1 protein-coding gene is annotated in these 522 nt (G+C 55.7%); it reads right to left on the reverse strand.

Features of this window, described 5'->3' with window-relative positions; genetic code table 11:
- Positions 1-50: 50 nt before the first annotated feature.
- Positions 51-522, reverse strand: a 472-nt coding sequence (locus ACTHTS_RS11010) for a hypothetical protein (RefSeq protein ID WP_440370056.1), incomplete at its 5' end; no start/stop codon positions are given.

The following is a 522-nucleotide window of genomic DNA, read 5'->3' on the forward strand; positions in this document are numbered from 1 at the left end:
TGTATGGCGGAGACGGGGTAGGTGCCGAGAGCGCGGTTGCGGAGATCATGCTAGGAGTGGGCACCAACCATATCGCGGTCGGTGTAACGGATGCGGTCGGCGGGAAGGTGTTTGAGTGTCGGGTTGAAAAGTGCGGGAGCAGAAGTAGGGGAAGTGCAGCGATATTGGCTGGAGGATGTGTAGAGTGGGGGAGCGGTTGGGCGGATGACGTTGGTTTCGAGTGTGTGGGGGGTGGGGTTGGTGTTGGTGTGTTGGGGGTGGGTGGGGGGGTGTGGTTGGGTGGGTGTTGGTGGTTGGTTTTTTTGTTGTGTGTGTGGTTGGTGGTGTGGGTGTGTGTTGTTGGTTGTGTGTTTGTTGTTGTGGTTGTTGTTGTTGTTGTTGTTGTGTTGGTTGGGGGGTTGGTGGGGGGGTTTGGGTTGTTTGTTGTTGGTTGGGTGTGGGTGTTTTTGTTGGGTTTGGTGTGGTTGTTGTTTGGGGGTTTTTGTGGTGTGTGGGTTGGTGGTGTGGTGGGTGTTGTTGTGC

The sequence above is a fragment of the Neisseria sp. P0019.S003 genome (assembly GCF_051957115.1).
Classification (GTDB): Bacteria; Pseudomonadota; Gammaproteobacteria; order Burkholderiales; family Neisseriaceae; genus Neisseria; species Neisseria flavescens_D.